Below are 26,815 nucleotides of genomic sequence, written 5' to 3' on the forward strand. Positions count from 1 at the left end.
CCGAGATCGAGCGGCTCGCGGCGCTGCCCTGGGTCAAGGGCGTCGGCGAGACCGGCCTCGACTACTTCCGTACCGGGTCAAACGCCGGACGGGCTGATTGTGCCGCCCGGCGCCGCGTAGTTCAGGGGCGCGGGGAACTGCGCGAGCGGCCCCGCACGGTCCGCACCCGAACGTGAACCTCCCACCCCCGGAGGGTCTCGGGAAGGGGCGGGGTGGGGGACCTCCCCGGCCCAGCCCGACGCAACCCGCACCACTGGACCCCGCACCACCGAACCCCGCACCACTGAACCCCGCACCACTGAAAGGAACCGCCCCGTGGACGCCGACAGCCTCATCCCCGCCCCGCGCGCCATCCACCCCGCCCCCGCCCGCAGCGCTCCCTCCGCCCTCACCCCCGCCACCACCCTCCACACCACCCCCGAGACCGCACCCCTCGCCAACCTCCTGCGCAGTACGATCGGCGCCGCGACCGGGCTGGGGCTGCCCGACGGGGGCGACCCGCGCGACGGGGGCGAGCCGGGCCGCGATGCCGACCGCATCGTGTTGCGGGTCAGTCCCGACGTCGCGGGGCGCCACGGCCCCGAGGGCTACCGGCTCTCCACGGACCGCTCCCTCGAAGACGCCGCCGTACTCATCGAGGGCGGCACCCCCGCCGGCGTGTTCCGCGGCATGCAGACCCTCCGTCAGCTACTCGGCCCGGACGCCTTCCGCCGAGCCCCGCTGCAGCCGCCCGGCGGAGGCCACCGCGCCCCGCTGCACCCGCCCCGCGACGGGCGGTGGGAGCTGCCCGGTGTCACCATCGAGGACGCGCCCCGGTTCGCCTGGCGCGGGCTCATGCTCGACGTGGCGCGGCACTTCATGCCGAAGGACGGCGTGCTGCGCTACCTCGACCTCATAGCCGCCCACAAGCTCAATGTTTTCCATTTCCATCTCACCGACGACCAGGGGTGGCGGATCGAGATCAAGCGCTACCCCCGGCTCACCGAGGTCGGCGCGTGGCGCGGTCGCACCAAGTGGGGGCACCGGGCCTCGCCCCTGTGGGACGAGAAGCCGCACGGGGGCTACTACACCCAGGACGACATCCGCGAGATCGTCGCGTACGCCGTCGAGCGGCACATCCGCGTCGTCCCCGAGATCGACCTGCCCGGCCACTCGCAGGCAGCCATCGCCGCGTACCCCGAACTCGGCAACACCGACGTCATCGACACCGCGGCCCTCTCCGTCTGGGACACCTGGGGCGTCAACCCGAACGTCCTCGCCCCCACCGACACCACCCTCCGCTTCTACGAAGGGGTGTTGGAGGAGGTGCTTGAGCTGTTCCCCGAAGACGTCTCGCCGTTCATCCACATCGGCGGCGACGAGTGCCCCAAGGAGCAGTGGCAGAAGTCGGACGTCGCGCAGGAGCGGATCCGTGAGCTCGGGCTCGCCGGCGAGAACGAGTTGCAGTCCTGGATCATCCGGCACTTCGACACCTGGCTCAGTGTCCGCGGACGCCGGCTCATCGGGTGGGACGAGATCCTGGAGGGCGGCCTCGCACCCGGCGCCGCCGTCTCGTCCTGGCGGGGCTACGGCGCCGGGATCGCCGCCGCCGAGGCCGGGCACGACGTGGTGATGTGCCCCGAGCAGTACGTGTACTTGGACCACCGCCAGGCCCCGGGAACCGACGAGCCCGTGCCCATCGGATTCGTCCGCACCCTGGAGGACGTCTACCGCTTCGAGCCCGTTCCCCCGCAACTCGGGCCCGAGGCCGCCGCCCACATCCTGGGCACCCAGGCCAACGTGTGGACCGAGGTGATGGAGAACCAGTCCCGCGTCGACTACCAGACCTTCCCCCGCCTCGCCGCCTTCGCCGAGGTCGCCTGGAGCGCGCTGCCCGCCCCCGCCGACCGCGACTTCGCCGACTTCGAACGGCGAATGGCCGTCCACTACGAGCGCCTTGACGCGCTCGGCGTCGATTACCGGCCGCCGAGCGGCCCGTTGCCGTGGCAGCGACGTCCCGGCGTGCTCGGACGCCCGATCGAGGGGGCGCCCCCAAACAGGTGAGCCGGCGGCCAAGGTGCCGGCCGGGCGGCCCGCTCCCTGGGACCGTGGCCCCGGGTCACGGCCGCCCGGCCGCGACCGGCTGCGAGGAAGACCGCTGTGACCAACACCCGGCGTGCGGAACACGGCGTACCGCATAAGTCGTACAAGGCTTGCGAAACCGGAACATTCCCCTGGTCGGGGACGGAAGCGAGCTTCGCGGACCCTCCCGTCGGGCCGTACGGAAGATGTGCCAGAGTTGCCACGTCCGGGCTGTGAGCACGTACGGTACGGCCATCAGCAGGTGGCCACAGACGGCACAGTCGTACGGCCGGGACACCGGGAAGGGGCAGCTGGGTTGACCACGCACGCACCGCAGGCGGCGCAGTCCGTGACGCTGCCTGCCTCACTGGACGAGGCCGTGGCGGCGCTCGCGGCCATGCCTGCCGCCGTGCCCGTCGCGGGCGGCACCGATCTGATGGCGGCCGTAAATCGGGGCCTGCTGCGCCCCGCGGGCCTCGTGGGACTCGGCCGCATCAACGACATCCGCGGCTGGCAGTACCAGGACGGTCACGCCCTGCTCGGCGCCGGGCTCACCCACGCGCGCATGGGGCGCCCCGACTTCGCGGCGCTCATCCCGGCGCTCGCCGCCGCCGCGCGCGCCGCCGGGCCCCCGCAGATCCGCAACGCCGGCACGCTCGGCGGAAACATCGCGTCCGCCGCTCCGACCGGCGACGCGCTGCCCGTGCTCGCCGCACTGGAAGCCACCCTCGTCATCGCGGGCCCCGACGGCGCCCGGCGCGAGATCCCCGTGTCGCATCTGCTCGCCGGCCGCGACATGCTCGCCCCGGCCGAGCTGATCGGCCATGTGCGGGTGCCCCTGCTGCACGCTCCCCAAGTTTTCCTCAAGGCCACCGGCCGCACCGGCCCCGGCCGCGCCACCGCGTCGGTCGCCGTCGTCCTCGATCCGGCCCGGCGCGGCGTGCGCTGCGCGGTCGGCGCCATCGCGCCGATGCCGCTGCGCCCCCTCGAAGCCGAGCACTGGATCGCCTCGCTCATCGACTGGGGCGGCGAGCGCGCGGCCCTCGCCCCGGAGGCGCTCGGCGCGTTCGGCGAGTACGTGGCCGCCGCCTGCATCCCGGACCCGGCGCCACCCGCGGACGGCTCGCCGCCCCCGCCCCTCTCGCCCGCCGTACTGCATCTGCGGCGTACCGTCGCCGCGTTGGCCCGACGAGCACTGGGGAGGGCGCTGTCGTGACCGACCGCAACACCGACCGCAACACCGATCGCACCGACGACCGCAACGCCGACCGCACCAACGGGCACGAGCCCGAGCGCGAGCACGACCAGACATACGGGCACGACCAGGCGCAGGGTCACGGGCACGGCTACGGGTACGGGCACGGCTATGGGCAGGCGCCCCGGCACGGCGCCTGGGAGCCGGTGCCGCACGGCGGCGAGTACGAGCCCGACGCTACGGCGTTCGTACAGCTCCCCCCGGACATGGACATGATGGGCGCCCCCCTCGCGGCGCCCGGCCACGGCTACGTACCGCCGATGATCGTGCCGCTCACCCCGGCCGCCGCCACGGACCCCGGTGCGACCGGTGTCTGGCGCATCCCGACCGAGCTGACCGGCCAGGGCCGCCAGGGTGCGTCCGGCGCGCCCGGTGCGTCCGAGAACGACCCCGCGCCCGGCGCGCAGACCGTGGTGTGGCCCGAGCCCCCCGCGCCCACGCCCCAGCCCGCGACCCCGACACAGCCCGCCCACGATCCCTCCGCCACGGCCCAGTGGAACTTCCCCGACGCGCCCTCCCTCGCGGGCACCGGCCAGTGGACGATCCCGGTCGCGCAGGGTGAACTCCCGGAAGAATCGGGCGAGTTCACGACGTCGTCGCTGATCGAGCAGTGGGGTTCGACCCCGCCCGCCACGCTTCCCGGCGGCGCCCCCGCGCCCTGGGCCGACCAGTTCCCCGAGCCGACGCCCGAGCCCGCGCACGAGCCCACTGCCGAGCCCGCGCACGCGCACGAGCCCCATGAGTTCCCGCCCGCGCCCCGGGGGTTCACGCCGGAGCACGCGCCCGGCACGATCGCTCCTGCCGACCCTGCCGATCCCGTCCACTTCCCGGATGCGCATGGTGTACCGAGGGATGTGCACGGCGTACAGCACGAGGTGCCGGTGCCGGTGCCGGTGCCGGTGACGATGCCGGTACCGCACGATGTCGCCCCCCAGGCGCCGGCACCCGAGCCGGTCCTGGACGAACCGGTCCCGGACGAGCCCGCCGCCGGGGAGGCCGCAACCGAGACCCCCGACGAGACCCCCGTCGAGCCCGTCGCCGAGGTCGCCCCGGAAGCGCCCGTCCCGGCCGGAGACACCGACGTACGCGAGACCTCCGCCGTACGCGAGACCCCCGAGGTGTCCGAGGGCCTCGCATCGCCCGAGCCCCCGGAGGCCGCCGCCCCCGCGGACCCCGAGCCGGAGCCGGAGCCGGAAGCCACACCGACACCGACACCCACACCGACACCCACACCGGCACCGGCACCCGAGGCCGCCGTCCTGGACGTTGTCCGGGATGGCGAGCCGGACGGTGTCCCGGACAACGAGCCCGCCCCCGCCCCCGCCCACGACCTGGAACACCCCCGCGCCTCCTACGTGCTGCGCGTGAACGGCGCCGACCGGCCCGTCACCGAGGCCTGGGTCGGTGAGTCGCTGCTGTACGTGCTGCGCGAGAGGCTCGGGCTCGCCGGGGCCAAGGACGGCTGCTCGCAGGGCGAGTGCGGGGCGTGCAACGTCCAGGTGGACGGGCGGCTCGTCGCTTCCTGCCTGGTGCCCGCGGCGACCACGGCCGGTAGCGAGGTCCGTACCGTCGAGGGACTCGCCACCGACGGCGAACCCTCCGATGTACAGCGGGCGTTGGCCGAGAGCGGGGCGGTGCAGTGCGGCTTCTGCATCCCCGGCATGGCGATGACCGTGCACGACCTGCTCGAAGGCAACCACGCCCCGACCGAGCTCGAAACACGACAGGCGCTCTGCGGCAACCTGTGCCGCTGCTCCGGCTACCGCGGTGTGCTCGACGCGGTGAAGGACGTCGTGGCGGGCCGCGAGGCGGCCGGAGCGGCCCCGGCCGAAGAGGCCCGCATTCCGCACCAGGCACCCCCGGGGGCCGGCAGCGCCCAGCCCCCGCACACGCACGACGGAGGCATGGCGTGAGCAACGACGCAGCCACCGCGACGGTCGAAGGCGCCACCTCGGTGGCGGGGCCGGAGCAGCAGCCGCCCGCACTCGGGATCGGCGCGTCGCTCGCGCCCGTCGACGCGCGGGCCAAGACCGAGGGCACCTTCCCCTACGCGGCCGACCTGTGGGCCGAGGGCCTGCTGTGGGCGGCCGTGCTGCGCGCCCCGCACGCGTACGCCCGTATCGTCTCCATCGACACCGCGGCCGCCGCCGCCATGCCGGGCGTACGGGCCGTGGTGACCCACGCCGACGTGCCGGGCGACCCGGCGTTCGGCCGCCGCATCGCCGACCGTCCCGTCTTCGCGGCCGAGTACGTACGCCACCACGGCGAGCCCATCGCCGCCGTCGCCGCCGACCACCCGGACACCGCGCGCCTCGCGGCCGCCGCGATCGCCGTCGAGTACGAGGTGCTCGAACCGGTCACCGACCCGGAGAAGGCGTTCGCGGCCGAACCGCTGCACCCCGACGGCAACTTGATCCGTCACATCCCGCTCCAGTACGGCGACCCCGAGGTGACCGGCGAGGTCGTCGTCGAGGGCCTGTACCGGATCGGCCGCCAGGACCCGGCCCCGATCGGCGCCGAGGCGGGCCTCGCCGTGCCGCGCCCCGACGGCGGCGTCGAGCTCTACACCGCCTCCACCGACCCGCACAGCGACCGCGACCTGGCCGCCGCCTGCTTCGGACTGGAACCGGACCGCGTCAAGGTCGTCGTCACCGGTGTGCCCGGCGCGACCGGCGACCGCGAGGACCTCGGCTTCCAACTCCCGCTGGGGCTGCTGGCGTTGAAGACCGGCTGCCCGGTCAAGCTGACCGCGACCCGCGAGGAGTCCTTCCTCGGCCACGCCCACCGCCACCCCACCCTGCTGCGCTACCGCCACCACGCGGACGCCGAGGGGCGCCTCGTCAAGGTCGAGGCGCAGATCCTGCTCGACGCGGGCGCCTACGCCGAGGCGTCCTCCGAATCCCTGGCCGCCGCGGTCGCGTTCGCGTGCGGCCCGTACGTCGTGCCGCATGCCTTCGTCGAGGGCTGGGCGGTGCGCACCAACAACCCGCCGTCCGGCCATGTGCGGGGCGAGGGTGCGATGCAGGTGTGCGCGGCGTACGAAGGCCAAATGGACAAGCTGGCCGCGAAGTTGGGCCTCGACCCGGCCGAGCTGCGGATGCGCAACGTGCTCGCCACGGGCGACCTGCTGCCCACCGGCCAGACCGTGACCTGCCCGGCGCCGGTGGCCGAACTCCTCTCCGCCGTACGGGACTTCCCCCTCCCGACCCTTCCCAAGGACGCCCCCGAGGACGACTGGCTGCTGCCGGGCGGGCCCGAGGGCGCGGGTGAGCCGGACGCGGTGCGCCGGGGCGTGGGCTACGCGCTCGGCATGGTCCACATGCTCGGCGCCGAGGGCACCGACGAGGTTTCCACGGCCACGGTGAAGGTCCACGACGGGGTCGCCACGGTCATCTGCGCGGCCGTCGAGACCGGCCAGGGCTTCACGACGCTCGCCCGCCAGATCGTCCAGGAGACCCTGGGCATCGAGGAGGTGCATGTCGCGCCGGTCGACACCGACCAGCCCCCGGCGGGCCCCGCCACCCACGGCCGCCACACCTGGGTGTCCGGCGGCGCGGTCGAACGCGCCGCCAAGATGGTCCGCACCCAGCTGCTCCAGCCCCTGGCGCACAAGTTCGGCATGTCCACGGAGCTGCTCCAGATCGCCGACGGCAAGATCACCTCGTACGACGGCGTCCTGTCGACCACGGTCACCGAGGCCATGGACGGCAAGGAACTGTGGGCCACCGCCCAGTGCCGCCCGCACCCCACCGAGCCGCTCGACGAGACGGGCCAGGGCGACGCGTTCGTGGGCCTCGCGTTCTGCGCGATCCGCGCGGTCGTCGACGTCGACATCGAGCTCGGCTCGGTCCGCGTCGTCGAACTCGCCGTCGCCCAGGACGTCGGCCGCGTCCTCAACCCCCGCCGGCTCGCGGCCCGTATCGAAGCCGGGGTGACGCAGGGTGTGGGCGCCGCCCTCACCGAGAACCTGCGGACGTCCAGCGGCCGCATCCGCCACCCCGACCTCACGGGCTACGCCCTGCCGACCTCCCTCGACGCCCCCGACATCCGCATCGTGAAGCTGGTCGAGGAGCGCGACGTGGTCGCCCCCTTCGGCGCGAAGGCCGCGAGCGCCGTCCCGGTCGTCACCTCGCCGGCCGCGATCGCCTCCGCGGTCCGCGCGGCGACCGGCCGCCCGGTCAACCGCCTCCCGATCCGGCCGCAGGCGGCGGTGGTTCAGGGATAGTGGCGCGTTACTGGTGAAGCGGTGGGCCAGTGGCGCGGGGCCGGCGGTTCTTGGCGCGAGGAGGTCGACCGCACCGCACCCGTCAGGTCCTCCTCGCCGTGTCCCTGGGCCAGGCGCCGGCGCAGCAACGCGAAGCAGGGCAGCAGCCCCCCGCCCCGCGGCAAGAGGGGGACCCCGGCCGGATGACGCCGGGCACATGAGCGCGTCCGCTCCGTGACTCCTGAGAGTGCGGCGGTCTCCGGACCGAGCGGGTCTCCATCGCCTACGCTGTTGGCAAAGGAATGGTAATCAGCGTACGGGGAGAGTGGGTTGAGGATCACGTCAGGGATGGCGGCGCAGGGGTCGGGCGGCGGGGATCTGGTCGCACACGCCGACGATCTCGGGGTGATCGGCTCGGACGCGTTCAAGCTGTACAACGGGTTCCGGAGCGACGGGGACCATGCGAGGGCGGCCACCTTCGCGGGCGCTGACGGCGGACAACTTCACCAGTGGTGATGCCCTGATGAAGGTGCACGACATGTGGCAGAGCCAGTACATGACGCTGCGCGACGCCTGCGCCCAGATCTCCAACCACCTCGACTACTCGGTCGCGCAGCACGCCAGGGACGACGCGGCGGTGCTCGGCTCACTGCCCCCGGTATCCGTCATCAGCGATTACCTCAAGTAAGGCCGGGGGGGAAGCACCTTCATGCTGAAGTACGCAGATGTCCTGAACGCTCCGGTGGACAAACTGAAGACGGCGGTCGACGACTGGTCGGAGATGGCGACCCGGCTGAAGAAACTCGCCGGCGAGGCGCACGACGGGATGCGGGCCCACGCGGAGCGGGCGGCATGGGCCGGGGTGAACGCGGGTGTCACCCGTGAGTTCATCACCCGTACCGCCAAGCCGTAGACGATCACGCCGCCCTCATCGTCTCCGTCGAGCGCAGGAACAGCGGCAAGGGCACCGAATGGAACGGCTACGCGCGTGTGCACGGGACCCCTGTTCAGGCCGGTGACGAGGGGCTCGTCTGGGGCAAGGGGGCAGGCGCGGTGTTTCTGTGCGAACGCCCGGACCTGCCGAGGGGGCCCGCGCTGCCCCCGTCGCAGAAGTACGTCGAGTTGGAAATCTCGGCCGACCGGGCCTCGGACACGCCCCGGACCAGAGAGGTCCTGACGGGCCTGCTCAAGCAGTACGCCGCGTTCGCCAAGCAGAAACTCAAGTGCCGTAATGCATAGAAGAGTTGGAGGCCGTGGCGGGAATCGAACCCGCGTAACTCGCTTTGCAGGCGAGTCCCTGGGCCACTCGGGCACACGGCCAGGTGTTGGTGCGTTGTGATGACCGTAGGGGCGGGGGCGCCGGGCGGGGAAGGGCTGGGCGGGGGCTGCAATGTGACTGCCACGGGGCGTTCACACGGGTTCATGAAGGGGCTCTGCGGCCTACGTCCATCGGATTAGGGCGGGATCGGTCTTCCGACAGGGGCCAGGGGCGCGTATGCCTCTTACTGTGTGCGGATGAGCGCGCTTGAACCGTCCGATGCCGGCCTCGTCGACCTTCCCCCGCAGGAGACCGGGGACGTCGGCGAGGGCGGGATTCTCGGGCCGGAGCGGCGGGCGCTGAGCGTCGGGATCATCACCGTCGTGCTGCTCATCGCGTTCGAGGCGACCGCCGTGGGTACGGCGATGCCCGTCGCGGCGCGGGAGCTCGGCGGGGTGTCGCTGTACGCGTTCGCCTTCTCCGCCTACTTCACGACCAGCCTGTTCGGGATGGTCGTAGCGGGGCAGTGGGCCGACCGGCGCGGGCCGCTCGGGGCGCTCGGCGTCGGGATCAGCGGGTTCGCGGCCGGGCTGTTGCTGTCCGGGACCGCGTTGAACATGTGGACGTTCATCGCCGGCCGCGCCGTACAGGGGCTCGGCGGCGGTCTGGTGATCGTCGCGCTGTACGTCGTCATAGGGCGGGCCTACCCCGCCCGGCTCCAGCCGACGATCATGGCGGCGTTCGCGGCGGGCTGGGTCGTGCCCTCGGTGGTCGGGCCGCTCGTCGCGGGGACGGTCACCGAACAGCTGGGCTGGCGTTGGGTGTTCATCGGGATCCCGGTGCTCGTGGTGTTCCCGCTGGCGCTCGCGCTGCCCGCGACGCGGCGGATGGCGTCCGGCCCCGCCGATCCGACGGCAACCGTCGAACCCTTCGACCGGCGCCGCATCAAGCTGGCGCTGGGCATCTCGGTCGGCGCGGGGCTGCTGCAGTACGCGGGGCAGGACGTGCGGTGGCTGTCCGTGCTGCCGCTCGTGGCGGGTGCGGCCCTGCTCGGGCCCGCCGTCACGGGACGGCGCGCTCTGCTGCCGCACGGGACGTGGCGGGCGGCGCGGGGGCTGCCGTCCGTGGTGCTGCTGCGGGGGATAGCGGCGGGGTCGTTCATCACGGCGGAGTCCTTCGTGCCGCTGATGCTCGTCACGCAGCGCGGCCTGACGCCGACGATGGCCGGACTCTCGCTCGCCGTCGGCGGGGTGACCTGGGCGCTGGGTTCGTACGTTCAGGCACGGCCCCGGATGGAGGCGTACCGGGAGCGCCTCATGGTGGTCGGGATGGTCCAGGTCGCCCTCGCGATCGTGGTCGCGCCGAGCGTGCTGGTCGCGGCGGTGCCGGTGTGGGTGGTGGCCGTCGCGTGGGGCGTGGGGTGCTTCGGCATGGGCATGGTCATCACGTCGACGAGCGTGCTGCTCCTGAAGCTCTCGGCTCCGCATGAGGCCGGGGCGAACTCCGCGGCGCTGCAGATCTCGGACGGGCTCTCCAACGTGCTGCTGCTCGCGGCGGGTGGGGCGGGGTTCGCGGCGCTGGGGGGTGGGGCGGTGACGGGGGTTTCGGGTTCGCACCCGGGGGCGTTTCTGGCGGTGTTTCTGCCGATGGCAGTAGTGGCGGTGGGTGGGGCGTGGGTGGCGGTCCGGGTGAGGAGGCCTGACCCCACCCCGCCCCTTCCCTGAACCCTCCGGGGGTCCCGCCCGGGTTCTCCCCTGAACCTCTGGGGTGGAGGAGGGGCGTCTCGGCTCTGGTTCGGCCGCGGACGGCGGGTGGTGGCTCGCGCAGTTCCCCGCGCCCCTGACTGGGGTCTGTTGTGAAAGTCCCGCCGTCGTCTCGGTCGAGCAGCGGGATCTCTGCATCAGGCGCCAGGCATACCGAGCAACCCGGTGGGGCCTGTCAGATCGTGGTCGGCAGCGCGTTTTCCAGGAGGGTCTCCGCCGCTGTCCGTGCGTGCCGGCCGTAGTTCGATTCGCCCAGCACCATGGCGCGGCTGGCGGCGCCGTCCGCGAGGGTCACGAGTTGCTCGGCGAGGACGGCGGGCTCGCGGCAGCCCAGTTCCGCTACCAGGTCGGTCACCAGCCGCACCATCAGCAGTTTCTGTTCGCGGGCGTAGGAGTGGACCGCGTTCTGGGGGTCGGGGAACTCCGCGGCGGCGTCGATGAACGGGCATCCGCGCACGGGATCCGTGCCGGTCGGGGGCGGGTCGAACAGTGCGAGGATGCGCTCCTTGGCAGGGATGTCCTCGCGTGCCAGCACGCCCTCCAGGGTGCGTCCCGTCGAGGAGAGGTCCTTGAGATGGGCGAGGACCAGCTCGTCTTTGGTTCTGAAGTGCGCGTAGAGGGTGCGCTTGGACACCGGCGCCCGCTCCGCGATCTGCTCCATGCCGGTCGCGTTGATCCCCTGGGCCGCGAACAGTTCGGCCGCGGCGGCCAGGATGCGCTCCCGCCCTCCGCGCCCCGGCCGTCGAGACGCCGTCGTCGTCGTGGTCATGACGTAAGTATACGTTCTCGTTTACTTCGGAGGGGATGGCTGGCTATAGTGCCACTTCGGGTAAACGATTACGTTTACTTTGGTGATCCTGAGGAGAGTTCCATGAGCGGACCGGTCTTCACCCGGACACGCACGAGCGAGGCGCCCACCGACGGGACACAGCCGGACGGGACGCGAACGTCGGAGCACGCCGAGCAGCTGATCCACGGGCGCCGCGCGACCCGCGCGTTCCGTCCCGACCCGGTACCCGAGGGCACTCTGCGCGAGGTCTTCTCCCTGGCCGGCGCCGCGCCGTCCAATTCCAACGCGCAGCCGTGGCGGGTCGAGGTGGTCGGTGGCGCACGGCGAGACCGTCTGGCCGACGCCCTGCGAACGGCCCACGCCGAGCGACGCGTCACGGCCGACTACCCGTACTCCGATGACATGTACGCCCCCGCCCACCAGGAACGGCGGGCCGCGTTCGGTGCCGGTCTGTACGGAGCGCTGGGCATCGGCCCCGACGACCACCCGGCTCGCGCGGCCTACGACGCGGAAAGTCTGGGCTTCTACGGGGCGCCCCATGCCGCGTTCCTGTTCGTCACCGGAGACGGCGGGCCGCGACTGGCCGCCGACGCCGGCGCTTACCTGCAGACGCTGCTGCTGGCCATGACCGGCTACGGCGTGGCCAGTTGCCCGCAGGGCCTGCTCAGCTTCTACGCCGACACCGTCCGCGATCAACTCGGAGTAGACGAGGGGAAGCTGCTTGTGGGTATCTCCTTCGGCTATGCCGATGAGCATGCGCCGGTAAACCGGGTCGCGACCGGCCGGGCGGCCCTGGAAGCAACCACCACATTCCACACCTAGAGTCGGTCCTGAAAGCGCTGGTCACAGCCACTCGCTGAGGGCTGCGACCAGCACGGTCGCCTCGTATCGGACGGCGAGTTTGTCGTATCTCGTGGCCACAGCGCGGTTCCGTTTCAGCCGGTTGATCCGCACTACGCGGTGTGGCGTTCCTTGTAGTCGTCCTTGTCGAAGGCCGGTGGCCGGCCGCCTCGGGAGCCGAGCTTCTTGCGGTTGCGTACTGGTCGGCCTCAGCCCGTCATGCGGGTCCCCCCTGGCCCGTGCGGCCTTGGGGGAGTGGGAGGACGAGCGCCTTTCAGGCGCGGTCGGGGTCTGGGCCGGAGCCATAGGGAGGCGCCACCCCTCAAGTAGCCGCACGGGCGGGGGGTGGGCAAGGTGCCCGGGGTCTGGGGCGGAGCCCCAGGGGGCCGCGCCACATCCCCGGACCACCTTGTGAGCCCGCTCTCAACCCCGCCCCGCCGCAACCCAATCCGTCGGGGTACCCGACCCCGCGCCGGTAAGGTGGCCCGGTTGTCGTACGTAAGCCCCGCCGGGCCCCGCCCCGGATGTCCGAGATCCCGTACACCGAGAGACCCGAACCGGAGACCGTGACTACTACCGCCTCCCACCACCTCTCACCCGCCTTCCCCGGCCGGGCCCCCTGGGGCACCGCCAACAAGCTGCGTGCCTGGCAGCAGGGCGCCCTGGAGAGGTATGTCCAGGAGCAGCCGCGCGACTTCCTCGCTGTCGCGACGCCCGGCGCCGGCAAGACGACGTTCGCGCTGACGCTCGCGTCGTGGCTGCTCCACCACCACGTGGTGCAGCAGATCACCGTCGTCGCGCCGACCGAGCACCTCAAGAAGCAGTGGGCCGACGCGGCGGCCCGCGTCGGCATCAAGCTCGACCCGGACTACAGCGCGGGCCCGCTGAACCGTGAGTACCACGGTGTGGCCGTCACGTACGCCGGTGTGGGCGTCCGCCCGATGCTGCACCGCAACCGGTGCGAGCAGCGCAAGACCCTGGTGATCCTCGACGAGATCCACCACGCCGGTGACTCCAAGTCCTGGGGCGAGGCGTGCCTGGAGGCGTTCGACCCCGCCACCCGGCGGCTCGCGCTCACCGGCACCCCGTTCCGCTCGGACACCAACCCGATCCCGTTCGTCACGTACGAGGAGGGCAACGACGGGATCCGGCGTTCCTCCGCCGACTACACCTACGGCTACGGCAACGCGCTCGCCGACGGCGTCGTGCGGCCGGTCATATTCATGAGCTACAGCGGCAACATGCGCTGGCGCACCAAGGCGGGCGACGAGATCGCGGCCCGGCTCGGCGAGCCCATGACCAAGGACGCCATCTCGCAGGCCTGGCGCACCGCGCTCGACCCGCGCGGCGACTGGATGCCCAACGTTCTGCGCGCCGCCGACCAGCGTCTGACCGAGGTCAGGAAGGCGATCCCGGACGCCGGCGCGCTCGTCATCGCATCCGATCAGGACTCCGCCCGCGCGTACGCCAAGCTGATCCGCGAGATCACCGGTACGAAGGCGACGGTCGTGCTTTCCGACGACACCGGCGCCTCCAAACGGATCGACGAATTCAGCGAAAGCGACGATCGGTGGATGGTCGCCGTCCGCATGGTGTCGGAAGGCGTCGACGTGCCGCGTCTCGCCGTCGGCGTGTACGCCACCACCATTTCGACCCCGCTCTTCTTCGCCCAGGCCGTCGGCCGTTTCGTCCGGTCGCGCAGGCGCGGTGAGACCGCTTCCGTTTTCGTGCCCACCATTCCGATGCTCCTCACCTTCGCCAATGAGATGGAGGTCGAGCGCGACCACGTGCTCGACAAGCCGAAGAAGGAGGGCGAGGAAGACCCGTACGCCGAGTCCGAACAGGAAATGGACGACGCGAACAAGCAGGAGGACGAGGACACGGGGGAGCAGGACATGCTGCCCTTCGAGGCCCTCGAATCCGATGCCGTCTTCGACCGCGTCATGTACAACGGCGCGGAATTCGGCATGCAGGCCCACCCGGGGAGCGAGGAGGAGCAGGACTATCTCGGCATTCCCGGGCTCCTCGAACCCGACCAGGTGCAGATGCTGCTCCAGAAGCGGCAGGCCCGGCAGATCGCGCACAGCCGTCAGAAGCCGGCCGACCAGGCCGACCTGCTCGAAATGCCCGCTGAGCGGCGGCCCGTGGTTTCGCACAAGGAACTGCTTGAGCTCCGTAAGTCGCTCAACACCATGGTCGGCGCGTACGTCCATCAGAGCGGCAAGCCGCACGGCGTCATCCACACCGAGCTGCGCCGGGTCTGTGGCGGCCCGCCCAGCGCCGAGGCCTCGGCCGGGCAGCTCCGCGAGCGGATCAAGAAGGTCCAGGAGTGGGCCACGCGCATGAAGTAGCCGCGGGCGGCGAAGTAGCGGCGGGCGGCGAAGTAGCCGCGGGCGGCAGGGAAAGGTGAGCGGGGCCCGGCATGTGCGTTGCCGGGCCCCGCTCGACCCCGGGGCCAGGCCCACGGGATCGGGATGCGTACGAGGACCGGCCCCCACGGACGCCCCTCGAACGTCTGCCACGGTAATGTCCCGGCAAATCTGTCGTGCGCGCCCAAGGTCCCCGGTGATACGGACTTAGGTCCCGAAGGTGATCGAACGGGGATCAAATTCATCGCTTCCGGTGTTTATTTGTCCATCTGCCGGGTCCGTTCCGCCCATTCCGTACGGCCCGGAATTCTGCTCGCGCCCGGATTCTGGACGAGGTCTTCCGCTGAGCGGTGTCCGCTCGCTACTGTCCCGGCCATGAAAACGCCCCGTGGCAATGTCGCCGCGGAGCGCAGCCGGTGCCTTGGCCTCGCCGGCGGGCTCTGCGCGCGATGCCGATGGGACCGGCATGGCGAACCACGTGAGAGTGCCGCCGCGACTCGCCACTTAAGGAGTGGGTCGTGACCGCGGAGACCTCCCAGACGCTCGATCGGGGACTACGTGTCCTCAAGCTGCTCGCCGACACCGACCACGGTCTGACGGTCACCGAGTTGTCCAACAAACTCGGCGTCAACCGCACGGTCGTCTACCGCCTGCTCGCGACCCTGGAGCAGCACACCCTCGTCCGCCGTGACCTGGGCGGCCGCGCCCGGGTCGGGCTCGGGGTGCTGCGCCTGGGCCGCCAGGTGCATCCCCTGGTCCGCGAGGCGGCGCTGCCCGCGCTGCGCTCACTCGCCGAGGACATAGGCGCCACCGCCCACCTCACCCTGGTGGACGGTTCGGACGCGCTCGCGGTGGCCGTGGTCGAGCCGACCTGGACGGATTACCACGTCGCCTACCGGGCGGGGTTCCGTCACCCGCTGGACAAGGGCGCCGCGGGCCGGGCGATCCTCTCGGCCCGGCAGAACGGCGGCCTCGGCGAGCCCGGCTTCACCCTCACCCACGGCGAACTCGAAGCCGGCGCGAGCGGGGCCGCGGCCCCGCTGGTCGGGGTGACCGGGATAGAGGGCAGCGTGGGTGTGGTGATGCTAGCCGACGCTGTGCCCGAACGGGTCGGCCCGCGCGTGGTGGACGCGGCGAAGGAAGTCGCCGACGCCCTGCGCTGAGCGCACGCGGCTCCCGCGGCAGGGGGAGGGGCGTACGGCGGCCGTGTACGCCCCTCCCCGCGGCGGCGAGGGGCGTGCGGCCGGTGGCCGTGGGCGTGCGGCTAGATTGGAGCCGTGCTCACTCGTCACCCCCGCCTCCGCAACCTCGCCATCGGCGCCGCGCCGGTCGTCGCGCTGCTCGCCGTCGCCTGCTTCGCGCCGCTGCCGTTCGCCGTGGCCCAGCCGGGGCCGACCGCGAACGTGCTGGGGAACGACGACGGCAAGCCGGTGATCACCATCAGCGGCGCGCCGACCCGCCCCACCAGCGGCCAGCTGCGGATGACCACCATCCTGGCGACCGGACCCGACGCGGACGTCGGCATCTCCGACGTCGTCGACGGCTGGTTCCGCACCGACCGCGCCGTGATGCCCCGCGACTCGGTCTATCCCGGCGGCGGCAGCGAGAAGGACATCTCCGCGCACAATCAGGCCGAGATGAAACAGTCGCAGGACGCGGCGTCCGCCGCCGCTCTCGGCTACCTCGGCCTCAGCCCCGACAAGGTCAAGGTCGACCTGCACCTCGCCGACGTCGGCGGCCCGAGCGCCGGCCTGCTCTTCACCCTCGGCATCATCGACAAGCTGAACGGCGACGGCTCGGGCGGCGACCTCACCGGCGGCCGCACCATCGCCGGCACCGGCACGATCGCGGGCAACGGGGACGTCGGCGCGGTCGGCGGGGTCGCCCTCAAGACCCAGGCCGCCGCCCGGGACGGCGCGACCGTCTTCCTCGTACCGAAGGGCGAGTGCACGGACGCCGAGTCCGAACTGCCCAAGGGCCTGCGCCTGATCCCCGTGACGACGCTCAAGGGCGCGGTGTCCGCACTCCAGTCCCTGCAGAAGGGCGCCCTGGTCCCGTCCTGCTGACGGCCCCCGCCTCCCAGACACCCCCGGCACCCCCGGCACTCCCGGCACTCCCGGCACCCCCGGCACCGACGGCACTCCCGACACCCCCGGCACCGACGGCACTCCCGGCACTCCCGGCACCCCCGAGGCCCTTCGCCTCCCCCTCGTTCTCGCGCTCGCTCTCGTCCATGTCCTTCCACGCCGGGAAGACCAGCGGGCTCAGTGTCGCCAGGAGGTAGACCCCGCCGACGGCGAGCAGCGCGCCGCGCAGCCCCGCGCCCTCCACGAGGAAGCCCGCGGCGAGCCCGCCGAGCGGCATCGCCAGTTCGCAGCCCGCCGTGAGCACTCCGGCGACCCGGCTGCGCAGCGCGTCCGGCACCTTCTCGTAGGTCACGGTGGTCAGGATCGGGTTGAGCGCTCCGCTCGCGAGCCCCGCCACCACCATCGTGACGGCGAGGGGCAGCGTGGTGCCGGTCAGCGCCGCCACCGCGTACCGCGGCGCCCCGCACAGCAGCACGCAGACCGAGAAGACCGTACGGCGTGCGAAGCGGTGGCCCACCAGGCCGTACAGGAGCGCACCCGACAGGCCGCCCGCGCCGAACAGCGCGGCGAGCAGCCCGAGTTGGGGTGCGCCACCCAGGTGTCGCTCGGCGTGGACGGGCAGCAGGACGGCGTTCCAGCCCTGATCGGTGCCGTTCATCAGCATCACCATGGTGACGACCGCGAGCAGCAGCCGGGTGCGCGCCAAGTGGGCGTATCCCTCGCGCAGTTCGGTCCTGTAGGCGCGGAGTGAGACCGGTGGCACGTCGCTGCGGGGCCGAGCCTCGGGGAGGTCGCGCAGGCCTACGGCGACCAGTGCCGCCGAGACGGCGAAGGTCGCACCGTCGATGAACAGGACGTTGCCCGCGCCGGTCAGCGCGATGAGTACGCCGGCCAGGGCCGCGCCGGCCATCCGGGCGCCGCGCGCGACCGCGTCGTACCCGCTGGCGGCGCGCGTCAGGGACGTACCGGACCGCACGGCCAGGTCCGGCAGCAGAACGGAGCGTGCGGTGACGCCCGGGGTGTGGGCGAGGCCCCCGAGCGCCATGAGGGCGCACAGCAGCCAGAACGCGAGGAGCCCCGTGTGGTGCAGGAGCGGGATCGCGGTGACCGCGAGGCCGCACACCGTGTCCGAGCCGACGGAGACCCGGCGGCGCCCGATCCGGTCGATGACCGGGCCGCCCACGAGCGCCGACGCGACGATCGGCAGGGTCGCGCAGAAGGCGACCATCCCGGCGCGGCCCGCGCTGCCGGTGGTCTGGAGCACGAACCACGGTACGCCGATGAGAGTGAGTGAACTCCCGGTCGCCGAAACGGCGTTGGCGATCAGCACCGCCGCGAGCGGCCTCCTGTCGCGGTGTCCCCCCGGCGCGCTCATGCGAGACGTGCTCCCGTACGCGGTGCCTGCTGGGCAAGGCGCAGCCCCAACTCGACAAGTATCCAGCCGACGTGGGCGCGCAGCCGGTGCTCCCGGCGAGTAAGTGCGGCGGTCCGAGCCTCGGCCGCCAGCTCGGTGGCGCGCACCTGGTGCAGCAGGTAATGGGTATCGCTGTGCATGACGAAGGTCCCTTCGGCGGTGCGGGATTCAGCGGAGGAGTGGGAGGCGGCCGAGCGGTATGCGGGAGGCGGCCGAGCGGTATGCGGGAGGCCGGTATGCGGCGGCGGAGTGGGATGCGGTGGAGCGGGGTTCAGCGCGGCGGACCCGAGCAGGGTTCAGCGCGGCGGGGCCGAGCGGGGTTCAGCGCGGCCGGGCCGAGCGGGGTTCAGCGCGGCGGGGCCGAGCGCGGGAAGGCGTGCAGGTGCAGGCGGACCTGAGCGGAGTCGTCCTGCGCCGCGACGGTGCGGTACGGCTCGATGACGGCGTGCAGCTTCTCGCTCAGTTCGTGCAACTGGGCCGGGGTGAGGGTCAGGGTGAAGTCGCTCAGGTCACCGCTGGCGGCCCACTCCTGCGGCCAGTCCTGCTTGGTGCCGAGCCAGGTCGAGAGTTCCTGGGTGTGGATGGTGGCGACCTCGTGCAGGAACAGGTCGGCGGCGCCCCGCACTTCGGGGTCCGTACTGGTGTGCAGCCCCTCGGCGAAGGTCGTGCCGGTGTGGACGGGCTTCCACCAGCGCTCGCGGCCCTTGCCGCGCCCCGGGTCGTCCTCGACGAAGCCGTGCGCGGCGAGCTGGCGCAGGTGGTAGCTGGTGGCGCCGCTCGACTCGCCCAGTCGTTCGGCGAGTTGGGAGGCGGTCGCCGAGCCGTCGTGGCGCAGCGACTTCAGGATGCGCATGCGCAGGGGGTGGGCGAGACCGCGCAGGGAGCGGGCATCGAGGATGCGTTCACCCATCGCGTTTTCCAGCGGCCGGGCCTCGGACGGCTTGTTCTTGGGCATGGTTCGAAGATAGCCATGCAAAGGAAACGTTGCAACGCTTTTGTTGCATGAACTTCTTTGCATCGAGTTCTTTGCATGCGGCCGCCTCACCCCTTCTTGATGAACCCCTCCCGCACCAGCCACCCCAGCGCCACGTCGTGCGGATCCCGCCCGTCCACGTCGACCTCCGCGTTCAGCTGCCGAGCCACCTGGGTCGTCAGCTTCGCGCTCACCGGGTTCAACAGCCCTGCCATCGACGGGTACTTGGCGTACGTCGCGCTGTGCAGCACCGGCGCCGCGTTGTAGTTGGGGAAGAAGTGCCGGTCGTCCTGGACGGTCGCCAGGTTCATCGCCTGGATGCGGCCGTCGGTGGTGAACACCTCGCCCAGGAGACAGGAGTTGGACTTGGACACCTGGGTGTAGATAATCCCCGCGTCCATCTTCTTGATGTTGGCGGCGGGGATCTTCATCCCGTACGCCTTCTCCATGCCGGGCAGCCCGTCCTCGCGCGAGGCGAACTCGTTCTCCACGCAGATCGTCACCGCCGAGGGAACCTTCTTCGCGAGCGCGGCCACGTCGGAAAGCGTCTTGAGGTGGTACTTGGCGTTGTTGGCCTGGCTGATGCCCAGCGAGTACGTGTTGTTCAGGGTCGACTGGGGCAGCCAGGTCACGCCGTTCTTCAGGTCGGCGTCGTGCACCGCCCGCCACTGCGTCTGCGGGTCGACGATGGGCTTGCTGTGCCCCAGATAGGTGATCCACGCCGTCCCCGTGTAGTCGTACATCGCGTCGGCGTCGCCCTTCACGATCGCCTCGCGCGCGCTGATCGACCCGGGCAGGTTCGTACGGTCGAGGACCTCGGCGCCGGCCGCCTTGAAGACCAGGCCGACCATCTGCCCGAGGATGATGTTCTCGCTGAAGTTCTTCGACGTCACCGTCAGCGAGACACCCTTGAGGGGCAGACCCTTGCCGAGCGAGCCCGGCACCACGTCGTCCACCATCGGCGAGCCGGACTTGAGCCCGCAGCCCGACACCACGGCGAGCAGCGCCAGAGCGCCTCCGGCGGCGGCCAGCGTCGTCCGCAGGCGCCGCGCCGAGCCGCTTGCGGTCCGCGCCGTGCCTCGCGTCCGTACCGTGCCTCGCGTCCGTACCGTGCCTCGCGTCTGTACCGTGCGCGCGATGTCTCCCGTCCGCACGGTCCGCGCCGTCTGTCCTCTCCACATCACGGCGCCTCCAGTCCGCGCGGCGTCAGCGCCAGTTCGGCCAGGGAGGCGAGCCAGTCCACGAAGAGCGCGAGGGCCACCGTCAGGATCGAGCCGAGGATCAGGACCGGCATGCGCTGGGTCTGGATGCCCGAGGTGATGAGGTCGCCGAGGCCGCCTCCGCCACCGAACGTGGCGAGCGTGGCGGTGCCGACGTTCAGGACGAGCGCGGTGCGCACCCCCGCCAGGATCAGCGGCACCGCCAGCGGCAGCTCGACCTTGCCCAGGGTGCCGAACCCCGACATGCCGATGCCCCGGGCCGCCTCCACGAGCTGCGGGTCGATCGCCTTCAGACCGGCCACCGTATTGGAGAGCACCGGCAGCACCGCGTAGATCACCATGCCGACGATCGCCGTGCCGGGCCCGATGCCGAGCCAGATCACGAGCAGCGCCAGCAGGCCGATGGCCGGGGTCGCCTGCCCGATGTTGGCGAGCGCGGTGACCGGCGCGGCCGCCCTGCTCACCCCGCGCCGGGTCAGCGCGATGCCCAGCGGGATCGCGATGATCAGTACCCAGAACGTGGAGATCGCCGTCAGCTTCACGTGCTGCCACAGACGCAGCTGCACATTGCCGTTGTCGAGGGAGTTCTTCGCGATGGCGTCCAGGTGGATGTGCGTGATCCAGAAGTACGTGGCCACGAGGACCACCACGAGCACCGCAGGCAGGAAGACCAGCTTCTGCCAGGTGATGCGCCGGGCCCGCCTGCCCGGGGCCGGGCCCGCCGGCTCCTCGGGCTCCACGAGCGGATCCGGGAGCTCGTCGCGGAACGCGTGGCCCTTGACCTCGTGCTCACCCGGCGGGCGTTCGGCGGGAGCGGAGTTCGGGGGTGTCATGACGTCTGCGCACCGCCCTCCAGCTCCTGATCGGTCTGGTGGTGGCGGAGCTCTTCGAGGTCGTGCTGGTGCTCGATGGCGGCGAGCCGGTCGGCATCGAGCAGTTCGTGCACGGAGTTCATCAGCGTCTCCATGTCGACGACCCCGATGTACTCGCCGCGCCGCCCGGTCACCGCGACCCGCCCGCCGGAGTCGGTGAGCACCGCCTCCAGGGCGTCGTGCAGCGTCGCGTCCCGGGTCACCGTGTCGTGCACCAGCTGCCCGGCCCGCGCCAGCGAACCCTTGGCGCGCATCAGATCGCCGCGCCGCAGCCATTTGTAGGGGCGGTTCCTGCGGTCCAGCATGAGCAGCTCGTTGTGCGGGCCGCTGCGTAGCTTGTTGAAGATCGACTGGAGTGGATCGTCGACGGTGACCGTGGGAAATCCGGCCATCTCCACGTCCCGTACGCGGGTGAGGTTGAGCCGCTTGAGCGCCGCGCCCGCGCCCACGAACCCGGAGACGAAGTCGTCGGCGGGGTTGGTGAGGATCGCCTCCGGGGTGTCGAACTGGGCGATGTGCGAGTGCTCGCGCAGCACCGCGATCCGGTCGCCCAGTTTGATCGCCTCGTCGAAGTCGTGGGTGACGAAGACGATCGTCTTGTGCAGCTCGTGCTGGAGGCGGATCAGCTCGTCCTGGAGGTGGTCGCGGGTGATCGGGTCGGCCGCGCCGAACGGCTCGTCCATCAGGAGCACCGGCGGGTCGGCCGCCAACGCCCTTGCCACGCCCACCCGTTGCTGCTGTCCGCCGGAGAGCTGGCGCGGATAGCGGCCGTGGAACTCGCGCGGGTCGAGCCCCACCAGATCGAGCATCTCCTCGACCCGGTCCTTCACCTTCGCCTTGGACCAGCCGATCATCTTCGGTACGAGCGCGATGTTCTCGGCGACCGTCATGTGCGGGAAGAGCCCGGACGACTGGATCGCGTACCCGATTTTGCGGCGCAGCTTCACCGGGTCGATGTCGGTGACGTCCTCGTCGTTGATCCGGATGCGGCCGGACGTCGGCTCGATCAGCCGGTTGATCATCTTCAGCGTCGTCGACTTACCGCACCCCGAGGGGCCCACGAAGATGACGGTCTCGCCCGCCTTGATCTCCATGGTGACGCTGTCCACCGACGGGGTCGGGTTGCCCGGGTAGCGCTTGGTCAGGTTCTCCAGGTGGATGGAGGCCCCGGAGGCGGCCCCGCCCGGCCCGGACGAGGACGTACTGGACGAGGACGCACCGGACGACGGCGTACCGGACGTGGGCGGTTCGGAGGTGGACCGCTCGGAGGTGGACCGCGCGGAGGTGGACCGCTCGTACTCGGACCGCTCGTACTCGGGTCGCTCAGACACGGATCCCCCTCGGGATGGTGAGACGGCCGATCAGCACGTACGCCGCGTCGAAGAGCAGGGCGAGCACCACGATGCCGAGGGTGCCCGCGAGCACCTGGTTGATGGCGTTGGCGCTGCCGAGCGAGGCGATGCCGCGGAAGATCTCGTTGCCGAGCCCGGGACCCGACGCGTACGCCGCGATCGCCGCGATGCCCATCAGCATCTGCGTGGAGACCCGGATCCCGGTCAGGATCGGCGGCCAGGCCAGCGGGAGCTCGACCCGCAGCAGCCGGGCGGCGCGCGACATCCCGATGCCGGTGGCGGCGTCCACCAGGGAGGGGTCGACACCGCGCAGACCCACGATCGAGTTCCGGACGATCGGCAGGAGTCCGTAGAGGGTCAGGGTGACGACGGTGGGCGCCACGCCCAGGCCCACCAGCGGAATCAGCAGGCCGATCATGGCGAGCGAGGGGATCGTGAGGATCGTCGAGGTGGAGGTGATGGCGAGTCCCGCCGCCCAGCCGCTGCGGTAGGTCACCACACCGATGACGACCCCGAGCACCGTCGCGATCACCATGCACTGGAACACCGCGCTCGCGTGCTGGTAGGCGTCGGTGAGCAGCTGCTGGTGTCTGCTGGACAGATAGCTCCAGAACCCCACGCGCTCACCCCTGTCGGTCTCCGGTCAGCCACCGCCGGGCACGGAGTCCTGACCCGCCTGCTCCACCAGCGGGATGATCCGCAGCGGGACCGGGTTCTCCATGACGATCGCCGTCGCGGCCCGGACGATGCCATCAAAACCGACAACCCGGTCGATCACCCGCTGAAGATCGGCGTTGGAGCGGGCCACCAGACGGCACAGCATGTCGCCCTGCCCGGTGGTCGTGTGCAGCTCCAGGACCTCCGGCACGGACGCCAAGTGGGCCCGTACGTCGGCCCCCTGGCCCTGTTTGATCTCCAGGGTGGCGAAGGCGGTGACCGGATAGCCGAGCGCGGCCGGATCGACGTCGGGACCGAAACCGCGGATGACTCCATTCGACTGAAGCCGGTCGAGCCGCGCCTGGACCGTGCCGCGGGCCACCCCGAGCCGCCGGGACGCCTCCAGGACACCGATACGGGGTTCCCGCGCGAGCAGCACGATCAGCCGCCCGTCCAGATGATCGATCGCCATGGCCGCCTCCGGATGGTCATCGTGTACAGAACGCCCCCTTATCGTGGCGGTCCACTGTGCACATTGACCAGTGAATGCGCGAACTATTGCGCAGCTTGCGGGACGGAGAGACTCTCCTCGCATGACTGAGACCCTGGATCAGACCCCCGGAACCGCGCGGCAGGCCGACCCCTTCCCGGTGAAGGGCATGGACGCGGTCGTCTTCGCCGTGGGCAACGCCAAGCAGGCCGCGCACTACTACTCGACGGCCTTCGGCATGAAGCTGGTCGCCTACTCCGGACCGGAGAACGGCAGCCGCGAGACCGCCAGTTACGTGCTGACCAGCGGCGGCGCCCGCTTCGTCTTCACCTCCGTCATCAAGCCCGCCACCGACCGGGGCCACTTCCTCGCCGAGCACGTCGCCGAGCACGGCGACGGCGTGATCGACCTCGCCATCGAGGTGCCGGACGCGCGGGCCGCGTACAAGTACGCCACCGAGCACGGCGCCACCGGCATCGAGGAGCCGCACGAGGTCAAGGACGAGCACGGCACCGTGGTGCTGGCCGCGATCGCCACGTACGGCAAGACCCGGCACACCCTGGTCGAGCGCTCCGGCTACTCCGGCCCCTACCTGCCGGGCTTCGTCGAGGCCGCACCCATGGTCGAGACGCCCAAGAGGTTCTTCCAGGCGATCGACCACTGCGTCGGCAACGTCGAGCTCGGCAAGATGAACGAGTGGGTGGCGTTCTACAACAACGTCATGGGCTTCACCAACATGAAGGAGTTCGTGGGCGACGACATCGCCACCGAGTACTCCGCGCTCATGTCGAAGGTCGTCGCCGACGGCACCCTCAAGGTGAAGTTCCCGCTCAACGAGCCGGCCATCGCCAAGAAGAAGTCGCAGATCGACGAGTACCTGGAGTTCTACGGCGGCCCCGGCGTCCAGCACATCGCGCTCGCCACCAACGACATCGTCGCCTCGGTGAAGGCCATGCGCGCCGCCGGTGTCCAGTTCCTCGACACCCCCGACTCCTACTACGACACCCTCGGCGAGTGGGCCGGCGAGACCCGGGTGCCGGTCGAGACGCTGCGCGAGCTGAAGATCCTGGTCGACCGCGACGAGGACGGCTACCTGCTCCAGATCTTCACCAAGCCGGTCCAGGACCGCCCCACGGTCTTCTTCGAGATGATCGAGCGGCACGGTTCGATGGGGTTCGGCAAGGGCAACTTCAAGGCCCTGTTCGAGGCCATCGAGCGCGAGCAGGAGCGACGCGGCAACCTCTGACCGGCCTCTGACCGGTCACTGATCGGTCGCTGCTCGATCGTTGGCCGGTCGCTGACCGGGCTCTGACCTGCAACTGGTCACGCCCGTACGGTAATTGAGTTACCGTCATGAGTCCCCGGCCCCACGGACCTGACCCGTGGGGCCGCGGCCTGTGCCGCTGTTCTCGGTGCCGCGACTCTCGGTGCCGCGACTCTCGGTGCCGCGACTCTCGGTGCCGGCGCTCTCAGTGCCGCTGCGACGGCTTCGCCGGCCGTGCGGGCCGTGGCCGTGCGGGGTGCTTGGTGCCCTGGTTCGACGACGTGCCCGACGACGCGGAACCCGTGCCACCACCTCCGCCGCCCCCGCCGCCGGAACCGGAATCCGGGCCCGACTCCGACGGCCCTGCCTGCGCGGCGGCCGCCACATGGCCGTACACGTCTCTCGGCCCGCCCCCCGGCGGCTCACCGAGCGCCGCGAGCTCCTCCTTGGCCTTCGGCGCGAACACCGGCGAGAAGTACGGGTTGGTGCGCAGCGCGTCCTGAAGGTGGCGCCGCGCCGCGCCCGACTGGCCCAACTCCCGCTCGATCGTGGCCTGATGGTAGGAGAACAGGGCGCTGCGCACCCCCGAGTCGGTCGCCTTCCGTACGTGCGCCAGCGCCTCCTCCGTCTCACCCGCCCGGTACATCGCCCAGCCCAGCGCGTCCTCGGCGGCCGGGCTCGGATGTGCCCTCCACTCCGCTTCGAGCCGGTCCAACGCGGAGTGCACCGCGCCGTGGTCGGTCTCGAACCGGCCGAGCACCAAGGCGTCGTCGACCCCGTTGGAACCGTCCCGCGCGGTCAGTTCGCGCAGCTTGTCGAACCAGGTCCGCGCGTCGCCGTCCAAACCCTGCGCCTCGTACAACTCGCCCAGCTCCAGGACGTATTCGGGTCGGGGGAGCCGGGCGATCGCCGCCTGGTAGTCGCGCTGCGCGTCCGCCGTGCGGCCGAGCGCCACCTTCGCCCTGGCCCGGCCGGCGAGCGCCGCGTGCGCACCCGGGTCGGCGTGCAGCGCCGCCTCGTACCGCGCGAGTGCCCCGTCCGGCTCGCCCCGCTCCCAGGCGAGATCGCCCGCCGCCACCAGCGCATCCGCCTTCTGTACGGGTGACGTGGCGTGCGCTACCGCCTCGTCGGCGGCCACCGTCGCGTCCTCGCGCCACCCGTGCGCCCGGTACACCTCGGCCGCCTGCGTCAACGAGGCCGAGCCGTCGCGCAGTTCGAGCAGCCGCTCCACCGCCTTGGCCGCGCCCTTCGCGTCGCCGAGCCCGTTGTACGCCTCGATCAGCGGCGGGTACAGCGTCCAGCGGTTCTCTGCGCGGGCCCGTACCCCTTCGGCGAGGGTGCGCGCCGCCGCGTAGTCGTGGCGGGCGTTGGCGAGGGCCGCGAGCCCGATCTCCGCGTCCTGGTTGTCCTTCGGACGCACTTCCAGGGAGCGCTTGAGCGCCCACTCGGCCCGCGGGTAGAACGACGGGTCCGCGCCCCGCTCGCCGCGCTCCACATAGGCCGAGCCGAGCACCGCCCAGGACGCCTCGTCCTTGGGGTGGGTCCGCACCCACGCCGCCCGGTCGGTGATGAGCGCCGTCAGATCGCCCACCGACGCGGGCGCCCCCGCCGCCACCGCGCTCAGGGCGCGCGCCGCGGGCCCCGGGGCGGCCGGCTTGGCCCGGTGTCCCCCGTCGTCGGGCCTGAGCAGCAGGACGCCCCCGACCAGCACCCCCGCCGCGAGCGCCACCAGAACGGCCCGCCTCAGGGCCCGCCGTGGCCCTCGCCGTGGCCCCGGCCGCGGCGCCGGCCGCTGGGCCGCCGCGGACGCCGCGAGCCAGGCCGCCCGCCGGGTCGCGTCCGGATGCTGTTCGGTCTCCACGATCTCCATGGCGTTCACTGTGCGTCAATAGGAAGAGCACACCCGGTCCCGCCCGACCGGCCGGGGAAAGGGTTCACACCGATGG

At 71.7% G+C, this 26,815-nt stretch carries 23 protein-coding genes, 1 tRNA gene and 2 pseudogenes; 14 read left to right on the top strand and 12 right to left on the bottom strand.

The features are described 5' to 3' along the window. Positions 1 to 315 precede the first annotated feature (315 nt). The 8 genes and pseudogenes from AB0D31_RS01170 to AB0D31_RS01205 all read left to right on the top strand — a co-directional run bounded on the left by AB0D31_RS01170 (position 316) and on the right by AB0D31_RS01205 (position 8,759). Entirely contained in the window at positions 316 to 2,043 is a 1,728-nt protein-coding gene (locus tag AB0D31_RS01170; protein WP_362715271.1) for a beta-N-acetylhexosaminidase, read from the top strand. A gap of 334 nt (positions 2,044 to 2,377) precedes the next feature. Next, entirely contained in the window at positions 2,378 to 3,277 is a 900-nt protein-coding gene (locus tag AB0D31_RS01175; RefSeq protein WP_362715274.1) for an FAD binding domain-containing protein, read from the top strand. A gap of 185 nt (positions 3,278 to 3,462) precedes the next feature. Further along, on the top strand, positions 3,463 to 5,229 hold the full coding sequence (locus tag AB0D31_RS01180; protein WP_362715792.1) for a 2Fe-2S iron-sulfur cluster-binding protein: 1,767 nt from the start codon (positions 3,463 to 3,465) through the stop codon (positions 5,227 to 5,229). Next, entirely contained in the window at positions 5,226 to 7,541 is a 2,316-nt protein-coding gene (locus AB0D31_RS01185; protein WP_362715277.1) for a xanthine dehydrogenase family protein molybdopterin-binding subunit, read from the top strand. Before AB0D31_RS01180 ends, AB0D31_RS01185 begins: the two co-directional genes overlap by 4 nt. A 327-nt stretch (positions 7,542 to 7,868) precedes the next feature. Next, the gene (locus AB0D31_RS01190) at positions 7,869 to 8,036 is read left to right on the top strand and encodes a hypothetical protein (protein WP_362715280.1); all 168 of its coding nucleotides are present in this window, start codon (positions 7,869 to 7,871) and stop codon (positions 8,034 to 8,036) included. Positions 8,037 to 8,043: 7 nt separating this feature from the next. Then, a complete protein-coding gene (locus AB0D31_RS01195) occupies positions 8,044 to 8,208 on the top strand; it encodes a hypothetical protein (RefSeq protein WP_362715283.1) in 165 nt (54 codons plus the stop codon). 21 nt (positions 8,209 to 8,229) lie between these two features. After that, positions 8,230 to 8,427: pseudogene (locus tag AB0D31_RS01200) on the top strand (hypothetical protein); the annotation flags it as partial. 83 nt (positions 8,428 to 8,510) lie between these two features. Next, the gene (locus AB0D31_RS01205; protein WP_362715286.1) at positions 8,511 to 8,759 is read left to right on the top strand and encodes a hypothetical protein; all 249 of its coding nucleotides are present in this window, start codon (positions 8,511 to 8,513) and stop codon (positions 8,757 to 8,759) included. A gap of 6 nt (positions 8,760 to 8,765) precedes the next feature. Here AB0D31_RS01205 and AB0D31_RS01210 read toward each other — a convergent pair. Then, positions 8,766 to 8,840, bottom strand: a tRNA-Cys gene (locus tag AB0D31_RS01210). Between the two features lie 195 nt (positions 8,841 to 9,035). Here AB0D31_RS01210 and AB0D31_RS01215 point away from each other — a divergent pair. Beyond that, on the top strand, positions 9,036 to 10,502 hold the full coding sequence (locus AB0D31_RS01215; protein ID WP_362715289.1) for an MFS transporter: 1,467 nt from the start codon (positions 9,036 to 9,038) through the stop codon (positions 10,500 to 10,502). 214 nt (positions 10,503 to 10,716) lie between these two features. Here the strand turns inward: AB0D31_RS01215 and AB0D31_RS01220 are convergent, their stop codons facing one another. Then, a complete protein-coding gene (locus tag AB0D31_RS01220; protein ID WP_362715291.1) occupies positions 10,717 to 11,310 on the bottom strand; it encodes a TetR family transcriptional regulator in 594 nt (197 codons plus the stop codon). A gap of 102 nt (positions 11,311 to 11,412) precedes the next feature. Here AB0D31_RS01220 and AB0D31_RS01225 point away from each other — a divergent pair, with 102 nt between their 5' ends. Further along, complete coding sequence (locus AB0D31_RS01225; protein ID WP_362715294.1) at positions 11,413 to 12,153, top strand: nitroreductase family protein; 741 nt, start codon at positions 11,413 to 11,415, stop codon at positions 12,151 to 12,153. Positions 12,154 to 12,174: 21 nt separating this feature from the next. On the opposite strand, the pseudogene AB0D31_RS01230 reads toward AB0D31_RS01225, so the two are convergent. Continuing rightward, positions 12,175 to 12,365, bottom strand: a pseudogene (locus AB0D31_RS01230) (IS5/IS1182 family transposase); the annotation flags it as partial. Between the two features lie 330 nt (positions 12,366 to 12,695). Here AB0D31_RS01230 and AB0D31_RS01235 point away from each other — a divergent pair. The 3 genes from AB0D31_RS01235 (at position 12,696) to AB0D31_RS01245 (ending at position 16,606) form a co-directional block, all read left to right on the top strand. After that, a complete protein-coding gene (locus AB0D31_RS01235) occupies positions 12,696 to 14,522 on the top strand; it encodes a DEAD/DEAH box helicase (RefSeq protein WP_362715297.1) in 1,827 nt (608 codons plus the stop codon). Between the two features lie 536 nt (positions 14,523 to 15,058). Further along, on the top strand, positions 15,059 to 15,703 hold the full coding sequence (locus AB0D31_RS01240) for a helix-turn-helix domain-containing protein (RefSeq protein ID WP_362715299.1): 645 nt from the start codon (positions 15,059 to 15,061) through the stop codon (positions 15,701 to 15,703). A gap of 114 nt (positions 15,704 to 15,817) precedes the next feature. Next, positions 15,818 to 16,606, top strand: a complete 789-nt coding sequence (locus tag AB0D31_RS01245; RefSeq protein ID WP_362715302.1) for a S16 family serine protease — start codon at positions 15,818 to 15,820, stop codon at positions 16,604 to 16,606. On the opposite strand, the gene AB0D31_RS01250 is transcribed toward AB0D31_RS01245, so the two are convergent. From AB0D31_RS01250 to AB0D31_RS01285, 8 genes are all read right to left on the bottom strand, one after another. Further along, the gene (locus AB0D31_RS01250) at positions 16,545 to 18,002 is read right to left on the bottom strand and encodes an MFS transporter (RefSeq protein ID WP_362715304.1); all 1,458 of its coding nucleotides are present in this window, start codon (positions 18,000 to 18,002) and stop codon (positions 16,545 to 16,547) included. The two genes, AB0D31_RS01245 and AB0D31_RS01250, sit on opposite strands and share 62 nt — an antisense overlap. After that, entirely contained in the window at positions 17,999 to 18,181 is a 183-nt protein-coding gene (locus AB0D31_RS01255; RefSeq protein ID WP_362715307.1) for a hypothetical protein, read from the bottom strand. Before AB0D31_RS01255 ends, AB0D31_RS01250 begins: the two co-directional genes overlap by 4 nt. Positions 18,182 to 18,387: 206 nt before the next feature. Then, a complete protein-coding gene (locus AB0D31_RS01260; RefSeq protein WP_362715310.1) occupies positions 18,388 to 18,996 on the bottom strand; it encodes a winged helix-turn-helix domain-containing protein in 609 nt (202 codons plus the stop codon). Between the two features lie 86 nt (positions 18,997 to 19,082). Beyond that, entirely contained in the window at positions 19,083 to 20,057 is a 975-nt protein-coding gene (locus AB0D31_RS01265; RefSeq protein WP_362715794.1) for a glycine betaine ABC transporter substrate-binding protein, read from the bottom strand. A 137-nt stretch (positions 20,058 to 20,194) separates the two neighbouring features. After that, entirely contained in the window at positions 20,195 to 21,067 is an 873-nt protein-coding gene (locus AB0D31_RS01270) for an ABC transporter permease (RefSeq protein ID WP_362715313.1), read from the bottom strand. Next, entirely contained in the window at positions 21,064 to 22,266 is a 1,203-nt protein-coding gene (locus tag AB0D31_RS01275; RefSeq protein WP_362715796.1) for a betaine/proline/choline family ABC transporter ATP-binding protein, read from the bottom strand. Before AB0D31_RS01275 ends, AB0D31_RS01270 begins: the two co-directional genes overlap by 4 nt. Positions 22,267 to 22,429: 163 nt before the next feature. Next, entirely contained in the window at positions 22,430 to 23,077 is a 648-nt protein-coding gene (locus AB0D31_RS01280; protein ID WP_362715316.1) for an ABC transporter permease, read from the bottom strand. A gap of 24 nt (positions 23,078 to 23,101) precedes the next feature. Next, complete coding sequence (locus AB0D31_RS01285) at positions 23,102 to 23,587, bottom strand: Lrp/AsnC family transcriptional regulator (protein ID WP_362715319.1); 486 nt, start codon at positions 23,585 to 23,587, stop codon at positions 23,102 to 23,104. A gap of 121 nt (positions 23,588 to 23,708) precedes the next feature. Here AB0D31_RS01285 and hppD point away from each other — a divergent pair, with 121 nt between their 5' ends. Continuing rightward, positions 23,709 to 24,851: a 4-hydroxyphenylpyruvate dioxygenase gene (hppD, locus tag AB0D31_RS01290; protein ID WP_362715321.1), complete on the top strand. Its 1,143-nt coding sequence runs from the start codon at positions 23,709 to 23,711 to the stop codon at positions 24,849 to 24,851. Between the two features lie 223 nt (positions 24,852 to 25,074). On the opposite strand, the gene AB0D31_RS01295 is transcribed toward hppD, so the two are convergent. Continuing rightward, entirely contained in the window at positions 25,075 to 26,739 is a 1,665-nt protein-coding gene (locus AB0D31_RS01295; protein ID WP_362715323.1) for a tetratricopeptide repeat protein, read from the bottom strand. Between the last annotated feature and the right edge of the window lie 76 nt (positions 26,740 to 26,815).

It is taken from the genome of Streptomyces sp. NPDC048361, from assembly GCF_040651795.1.
In the GTDB taxonomy this organism is placed as follows: Bacteria; Actinomycetota; Actinomycetes; order Streptomycetales; family Streptomycetaceae; genus Streptomyces.

Excerpts from the sequence above, each read along its gene's own strand:
- AB0D31_RS01190 (WP_362715280.1), top strand. The coding sequence starts at position 7,869 with ATGGCGGCGCAGGGGTCGGGCGGCGGGGATCTGGTCGCACACGCCGAC.
- AB0D31_RS01195 (WP_362715283.1), top strand. The coding sequence starts at position 8,044 with ATGAAGGTGCACGACATGTGGCAGAGCCAGTACATGACGCTGCGCGAC.
- AB0D31_RS01215 (WP_362715289.1), top strand. The coding sequence starts at position 9,036 with ATGAGCGCGCTTGAACCGTCCGATGCCGGCCTCGTCGACCTTCCCCCG.
- AB0D31_RS01220 (WP_362715291.1), bottom strand. The coding sequence starts at position 11,310 with ATGACCACGACGACGACGGCGTCTCGACGGCCGGGGCGCGGAGGGCGG.
- AB0D31_RS01225 (WP_362715294.1), top strand. The coding sequence starts at position 11,413 with ATGAGCGGACCGGTCTTCACCCGGACACGCACGAGCGAGGCGCCCACC.
- AB0D31_RS01235 (WP_362715297.1), top strand. The coding sequence starts at position 12,696 with ATGTCCGAGATCCCGTACACCGAGAGACCCGAACCGGAGACCGTGACT.
- AB0D31_RS01250 (WP_362715304.1), bottom strand. The coding sequence starts at position 18,002 with ATGAGCGCGCCGGGGGGACACCGCGACAGGAGGCCGCTCGCGGCGGTG.
- AB0D31_RS01255 (WP_362715307.1), bottom strand. The coding sequence starts at position 18,181 with ATGCACAGCGATACCCATTACCTGCTGCACCAGGTGCGCGCCACCGAG.
- AB0D31_RS01260 (WP_362715310.1), bottom strand. The coding sequence starts at position 18,996 with ATGCCCAAGAACAAGCCGTCCGAGGCCCGGCCGCTGGAAAACGCGATG.
- AB0D31_RS01270 (WP_362715313.1), bottom strand. The coding sequence starts at position 21,067 with ATGACACCCCCGAACTCCGCTCCCGCCGAACGCCCGCCGGGTGAGCAC.
- AB0D31_RS01285 (WP_362715319.1), bottom strand. The coding sequence starts at position 23,587 with ATGGCGATCGATCATCTGGACGGGCGGCTGATCGTGCTGCTCGCGCGG.
- hppD (WP_362715321.1), top strand. The coding sequence starts at position 23,709 with ATGACTGAGACCCTGGATCAGACCCCCGGAACCGCGCGGCAGGCCGAC.
- AB0D31_RS01295 (WP_362715323.1), bottom strand. The coding sequence starts at position 26,739 with ATGGAGATCGTGGAGACCGAACAGCATCCGGACGCGACCCGGCGGGCG.